The sequence below is a fragment of the Micromonospora sp. MH99 genome (assembly GCF_021442385.1).
In the GTDB taxonomy this organism is placed as follows: Bacteria; Actinomycetota; Actinomycetes; order Mycobacteriales; family Micromonosporaceae; genus Micromonospora.
The window spans coordinates 169295-175901 of record NZ_MUZA01000004.1 but is presented as its reverse complement, the minus strand read 5'-3'; the positions used below and the strand labels follow the sequence as shown (position 1 = coordinate 175901).

6 protein-coding genes and 1 pseudogene are annotated in these 6607 nt (G+C 72.1%); 6 read left to right on the top strand and 1 reads right to left on the bottom strand.

Going from position 1 to position 6607, the window contains the following annotated elements; genetic code table 11:
• The 3 genes and pseudogenes from B0E54_RS03940 to B0E54_RS03930 all read left to right on the top strand — a co-directional run.
• Nucleotides 1–192 (top strand): annotated as a pseudogene (locus B0E54_RS03940) (hypothetical protein); the annotation flags it as partial.
• 163 nt (nucleotides 193–355) lie between these two features.
• Complete coding sequence (locus B0E54_RS03935; protein ID WP_234581864.1) at nucleotides 356–2107, top strand: CTP synthase; 1752 nt, start codon at nucleotides 356–358, stop codon at nucleotides 2105–2107.
• Nucleotides 2104–2709, top strand: a complete 606-nt coding sequence (locus tag B0E54_RS03930; RefSeq protein ID WP_234581863.1) for an NUDIX hydrolase — start codon at nucleotides 2104–2106, stop codon at nucleotides 2707–2709. Before B0E54_RS03935 ends, B0E54_RS03930 begins: the two co-directional genes overlap by 4 nt.
• An 86-nt stretch (nucleotides 2710–2795) precedes the next feature.
• Here the strand turns inward: B0E54_RS03930 and B0E54_RS03925 are convergent, their stop codons facing one another.
• A complete protein-coding gene (locus tag B0E54_RS03925) occupies nucleotides 2796–3119 on the bottom strand; it encodes a TM2 domain-containing protein (RefSeq protein WP_308195333.1) in 324 nt (107 codons plus the stop codon).
• 229 nt (nucleotides 3120–3348) lie between these two features.
• On the opposite strand from B0E54_RS03925, the gene ald reads away from it, so the two are divergent.
• From ald to B0E54_RS03910, 3 genes are all read left to right on the top strand, one after another.
• The gene (gene ald / locus B0E54_RS03920) at nucleotides 3349–4464 is read left to right on the top strand and encodes an alanine dehydrogenase (protein WP_234581862.1); all 1116 of its coding nucleotides are present in this window, start codon (nucleotides 3349–3351) and stop codon (nucleotides 4462–4464) included.
• A 39-nt stretch (nucleotides 4465–4503) separates the two neighbouring features.
• Entirely contained in the window at nucleotides 4504–5469 is a 966-nt protein-coding gene (locus tag B0E54_RS03915) for a site-specific tyrosine recombinase XerD (RefSeq protein ID WP_234581861.1), read from the top strand.
• A gap of 181 nt (nucleotides 5470–5650) precedes the next feature.
• Nucleotides 5651–6574 (top strand): ParA family protein, encoded by a 924-nt coding sequence (locus B0E54_RS03910; RefSeq protein ID WP_088990243.1) that lies wholly within the window; start codon nucleotides 5651–5653, stop codon nucleotides 6572–6574.
• The last annotated feature ends 33 nt before the right edge of the window (nucleotides 6575–6607 follow it).

Genomic DNA, 6607 nt, shown 5'->3' with positions numbered 1-6607 from the left:
GACGCGCCGGTGGGCCCCGAGGTGGTCGACGGGCCCGCGCAGTCGCCGCCGGAGCGTCCGGCGGCGGACGCGGCGGCCGGGGCACCCTCCGCGCCGGCGCAGCGACGACCGGCGGATACCCAGGTGGGCACGCCGGCGGACACCCCGGCCGCGCCGGTCACCCGGCCATCGACCGAGGTTGCCGCTTCCTGACCGTCGGGCGTCGTCCGGGTGGCCCGCTCCTGTCGCACCCGGGGTGCGGCCTGCGAGTACCCGCCGCAGAGGTGTTACCGTGGAATCCCGTGGATCGCGTGATCACTTTGCTGATCGAGCACGGCGGTCTGCATGACCGCGACAGACGACACGGGAGCAGGCCTTGGCCCCATCAGCACGGACGACCAGGCACATTTTCGTCACCGGGGGCGTCGCCTCCTCGCTGGGTAAGGGCCTCACCGCCTCCAGCCTCGGCAACCTGTTGACCGCGCGCGGGCTGCGTGTGGTGATGCAGAAGCTCGACCCCTACCTGAACGTCGACCCCGGGACGATGAACCCGTTCCAGCACGGCGAGGTCTTCGTCACCGAGGACGGCGCCGAGACCGACCTCGACGTCGGGCACTACGAGCGTTTCCTGGACCGGGCCCTGTCCGGCAAGGCGAACGTCACCACCGGCCAGATCTACTCCGACGTGATCGCCAAGGAGCGCCGGGGGGAGTACCTGGGCGACACCGTCCAGGTGATCCCGCACATCACCAACGAGATCAAGTCGCGGATCCTGGCGATGGCCGACCCGGACGACGACGGCGTCCTGCCCGACGTGGTCATCACCGAGGTCGGCGGCACCGTCGGCGACATCGAGTCGCTGCCGTTCCTGGAGGCGATCCGCCAGGTCCGCCACGACCTGGGCCGCGACAACTGCTTCTACCTGCACGTGTCGCTGGTGCCGTACCTGGCGCCGTCGGGCGAGCTGAAGACCAAGCCGACCCAGCACTCCGTGGCGCAGCTGCGCAACATCGGTATCCAGCCGGACGCCATCGTGCTGCGCTGCGACCGGGAGATCCCGGTGAAGCTCAAGGAGAAGCTGTCGCTCTACTGCGACGTCGACGCCGAGGCGGTGGTCGCGGCGCCGGACGCCCCGAGCATCTACGACATCCCGAAGGTGCTGCACCGCGAGGGGCTCGACGCGTACGTGGTGCGCCGGCTCGGGCTGTCGTTCCGGGACGTGGACTGGGCGAGCTGGGACGACCTGCTGGAGCGGGTGCACCGCCCCCGGCACACGGTCACCGTCGCGGTGGTCGGCAAGTACGTCGACCTGCCGGACGCGTACCTGTCGGTGAGCGAGGCGATCCGGGCGGCCGGTTTCGGTCACCGGGCGCGGGTGCAGCTGCGCTGGGTGCCCAGCGACGAGTGCGTCACCCCGGCCGGCGCGGCGGCGGCCCTGGCCGGCGTGGACGGCATCCTCATCCCGGGCGGGTTCGGCGTCCGCGGCATCGAGGGCAAGATCGGCACGGCCCGGTACGCCCGGGAGAACGGCATCCCCCTGCTCGGCCTCTGCCTCGGCCTGCAGTGCATGACGATCGACGTGGCCCGGCACCTGGCCGGCCTGGACGGCGCCAACTCGCTGGAGTTCGACGAGCAGGCCGCGCACCCGGTCATCGCCACGATGGCCGACCAGGAGGACATCGTCGCCGGCAAGGGCGATCTGGGCGGCACCATGCGGCTCGGGGCGTACCCGGCGACGCTGACCGAGGGGTCGATCGTCGCCGAGGCGTACGGCAGCACCGACATCAGCGAGCGGCACCGGCACCGCTATGAGGTCAACAACGCCTACCGGGACGCGCTGACCAAGGCGGGCCTGCACATCTCCGGCACCTCGCCGGACGGCCGGCTGGTCGAGTTCGTCGAGCTGGACCGGGATCTGCACCCGTTCTTCGTGGCCACGCAGGCGCATCCGGAGCTGAAGAGCCGTCCCACCCGCCCGCACCCGCTGTTCGCGTCGTTCGTCAAGGCCGCCGTGACGTACTCGCAGGCCGACCAGTTGCCGGTCGACCTGGAGGCGGCGTCGGAGGCCCCGTCGACGCGCAAGGCCGCCCGCAACGGCGCCGCGACGAAGGCCGCGTCGGCCTCGTGAGCGACCTTGAGCACCGCTACGAGGTGCGCTCCCGCGAGGAGCGCTACCGGGGTCGGATCTTCGACGTGGTCACCGAGGAGGTGACCATGCCGGGCGGCGGGACCGCGCTGCGCGACCTCGTCCGGCACGTCGGGGCGGTGGCCGTGGTGGCCCTCGACGACGCCGGCCAGGTGGTGCTGATCCGGCAGTACCGGCATCCGGTCGGCCGGCACCTGTGGGAGCTGCCGGCCGGGCTGATGGACGTCTCCGGTGAGGAGCTGCCGGCCGCCGCGCTGCGGGAGCTGGCCGAGGAGGCCGATCTCACCGCCGGGCGGGTCGACGTGCTGGTGGACCTGCACAGCTCGCCGGGGTTCACCAACGAGATCGTCCGGGTGTTCCTGGCCCGGGATCTGGCCGACGTGCCGGCGTCCGAGCGTCACGAGCGCCGCGACGAGGAGGCCGACCTGCAGATCGTCCGGATGGCCCTGGACGAGGCGGTCGACATGGTCCTGGCCGGCGAGATCACCAACGCGTCCGCGGTGGCCGGGCTGCTCGCGGCGGCTCGCGCCCGGGACACCGGCTTCGCGGCGCTGCGTCGCGCCCAGGCGCCGCTGCCGCGCTGAGCGCCGCCGCCGGTCCTTCCCGATCGGTGCGTACGCACAAAGGGGCCCCGCCGTCGGCGGGGCCCCTTCGTATGTCGCCGTGCGGGTCAGTCGCGCAGCGGGCGGCCCTGCGCGTCCGTGCCGCCGTTGACCAGGATCAGGATGCCGTCGATAACGCCCCAGAGCGCGCCGACGCCGCAGGTCACCAGGCTCACGACGAGCTGGAGAACGGCGATCTTGGTGTGTCCGGTGTAGAACCGACCGGCCCCGAAGGTGCCGAGCAGGATGCCGAGGATGCCCGCGACGACCTTGCTCTTGTCGGAGTAACCCGGGGCGTACCCCGGCTGGTAAGGAGGAGTGGTCATGGGCGGACACACTAGTGATCCACTCGCCCGCTGTCCGCACCGCCACACATCAGATGGGACGATAATGGGCGAACACTGTCCTGACGGCTGAGGTGAGGTTCCCACTGCCGGCCCGTTCGGCGCCCTGACACTCCGTCAGGTCACCCGGGCACCGGATGCCACTGTGCTGGCTTCCAGCGGGGTCGGGCACGCCTAGACTGCCGCCGGCGGGACCGGTGGACCGTGGCGGCAACGGGGCCGTCGCGGCACCGAGCAGTCGGGGGGAACCCAGCCCCCGAAGAGAGGTGTCTGCATCGTGAAGGTCGGAATCCCACGCGAGGTCAAGAACCACGAGTACCGCGTGGCGATCACGCCGGCGGGCGTCAACGAGTTCACCCGCAGCGGCCACCAGGTCTTCGTCGAGTCCGGCGCCGGCGTCGGCTCCAGCATCACCGATGAGGAGTTCGCCGCGGCGGGCGCCACGATCCTGGCCACCGCCGACGAGGTGTGGGACACCGCCGAGCTGGTGCTCAAGGTCAAGGAGCCGATCGCCGAGGAGTACCACCGGATGCGCGAGGGGCAGGTGCTGTTCACCTACCTGCACCTGGCCGCCTCCAAGGAGTGCACGGACGCGCTGATCGACCGCAAGGTCACCGGCATCGCGTACGAGACCGTCGAGCTGCCCGACCGGTCGTTGCCGCTGCTCGCCCCGATGTCCGAGGTGGCCGGCCGGCTCGCCCCGCAGGTGGGCGCGTTCTACATGATGCGCACCGGCGGCGGGCGCGGCGTGCTGCCCGGCGGCGTCTCCGGCGTGTACGCGGCGAAGACCGTCGTCATCGGCGCCGGCGTCTCCGGCATGAACGCCGCCGCCATCGCCCTGGGCCTGCAGTCCGAGGTGCTGCTGCTGGACAAGAACGTCGCCCGGCTCCGCCAGGCCGACGCCATCTACCGGGGGCACCTGCAGACCGTCGCCTCGAACGCGTACGAGATCGAGCGGGCGGTGCTCGACGCCGACCTGGTCATCGGCGCGGTGCTGGTGCCCGGCGCGAAGGCCCCGACGCTGATCTCCAACGAGCTGGTCTCCCGGATGAAGCCGGGCAGCGTGCTCGTCGACATCGCCATCGACCAGGGCGGCTGCTTCGAGGACTCGCGCCCCACCACGCACGCCGACCCGGTCTACAAGGTGCACGAGTCGATCTTCTACTGCGTGGCGAACATGCCCGGCGCGGTGCCGAACACCAGCACCTACGCGCTGACCAACGTCACCCTGCCGTACGCCCTGGAACTGGCCAACAACGGCTGGCGCGAGGCGCTGCGCAACGACCCGGCCCTCGCGCTGGGCCTCAACACCCACGACGGCCAGGTCACCTACGGCCCGGTCGCCGAGGCGCACGGCATGACCGTGCTCCCGCTGGCCGACGTCCTGGCCTAGAGCGGTGGCGGTCTGAGCGGGATCACGCAGCAGGCCGGCGTGGGCGCTGAGCCCGCGCCGGCCCTGCGCCGTGCCGTGCGCGGCTACCTCGACCACCTCACCGTCGAGCGCGGCCTGTCCGCGAACACCCTCGCCTCGTACCGCCGGGATCTGGACCGCTATCTCACGACCCTGGCCGACGCCGGCGTCGCCGACCTCGCGTCGGTCGGCGCCGGCGTCGTCGAGTCGCACCTGGCCCGACTGCGCGCCGGCGACGACGACCATCCGCCCCTGGCCGTGTCGTCCGCCGCCCGCGCCGCCAGCGCCGTCCGCGGCCTGCACCGCTTCGCGCTGCGCGAGGGACTGGCCGGCGCCGACCCCAGCCGCGACGTCCGCCCGCCCACCCCGCCGCGCCGGCTGCCCCGCGCGCTGGGAGTCGACGACGTGGTCCGGCTCCTGGAGACCGCCGGCGCGATCACCGCGACCGGCGAGGAGGCGCCACTCGCGCTGCGCGACCGGGCGCTGCTGGAATTCCTGTACGGCACCGGCGCGCGGATCTCCGAGGCGATCGGCGCCGCGATCGACGACCTCGACACCGACGAGGGCACCGTGCTGCTACGCGGCAAGGGCGGCCGGGTGCGGCTGGTGCCGATCGGCGGCTACGCCGTCGAGGCGGTACGCGCCTACCTGGTCCGGGCCCGACCCGCTCTGGCCGCCAACGGCAAGGGAACCCCCGCGGTCTTCGTGAACGCGCGCGGCGGAGCGCTGTCCCGCCAGGGCGCCTGGGCCATCCTGCGCCGCGCCGCCGGGCGGGCCGGCCTGCCGGTCGAGGGCGCCGCCGCGGTCTCCCCGCACACCCTGCGCCACTCGTACGCCACCCACCTGCTCGACGGCGGCGCCGACGTCCGGGTGGTCCAGGAGTTGCTCGGCCACGCCTCGGTGACCACCACCCAGGTCTACACCCTCGTCACCGTCGAGCGGCTGCGCGAGGTGTACGCCACGGCCCACCCGCGCGCCCTCGGCTGAACCCCGGCGGTCGTCGGCTTCGACACGCCGGGCCGGTGCCGAACGCCCTGCTGGTCGGTGGCGTACAGTCGGCATCGGCGCGGACCTCCTGGGGCGACACGACCGGGGTGCGCAGCGGCGCCGCGAAGGACGTCGGACGGCTCCGACGCCGGGTGGGTCGTCGGGAGGGGGCAACGAGGACATGGCTGGCAACGGTGACCGTGCCGAGACCTGGACGTCGGAGCTCCGCGAGCAGCAGGCCACGCTCGGTGCGGACCTGGGTCCGGCGGATCCGGCGGCCTACACCATGCGCAAGCCGATCCCCGAGCCGATGCCCACCGATCGGCACGGCCCGGCGCGCATCATCGCGATGGCCAACCAGAAGGGTGGCGTCGGCAAGACCACGACCACCATCAACCTGGGCGCGGCCCTCGCCGAATACGGCCGCAAGGTGCTGCTTGTCGACTTCGACCCGCAGGGCGCGCTCTCGGTGGGCCTCGGGGTCAACCCGCACAACCTCGACCTGTCCGTCTACAACCTGCTCATGCAGGACGACGTGACAGCCGAGGACGTCCTGATCAAGACCGACGTCGCGGGTCTGCACCTGCTGCCGGCCAACATCGACCTCTCCGCCGCCGAGATCCAGCTCGTCAACGAGGTCGCCCGGGAGATGGCCCTCGCCCGGGTGCTGCGCTCGGTGCGCAAGGAGTACGACTACATCCTGATCGACTGCCAGCCCTCGCTCGGCCTGCTGGCGATCAACGCGCTGACCGTCGCGCACGGCGTGCTCATCCCCCTCGAATGCGAGTTCTTCAGCCTGCGCGGTGTCGCGCTGCTGCTGGACACCATCGACAAGGTGCGCGAGCGGCTCAACTTCGACCTGGAACTCGAAGGCATCCTCGCCACCATGTACGACAGCCGCACCACCCACTGCCGTCAGGTGCTCCAGCGGGTGGTCGAGGCGTTCGGCGACAAGGTCTACCAGACGGTCATCACCAAGACGGTGAAGTTCCCCGAGTCCACCGTGGCCGGTGCCCCGATCACGACGATGGACCCGGCGTCCTCCGGGGCGCGCAACTACCGTCAGTTGGCCCGTGAGGTGATCGCCGCCCAGTCGGAGCGGTAGCCGGAACGCCAGGTGTCCGTGTCGTGGACTACG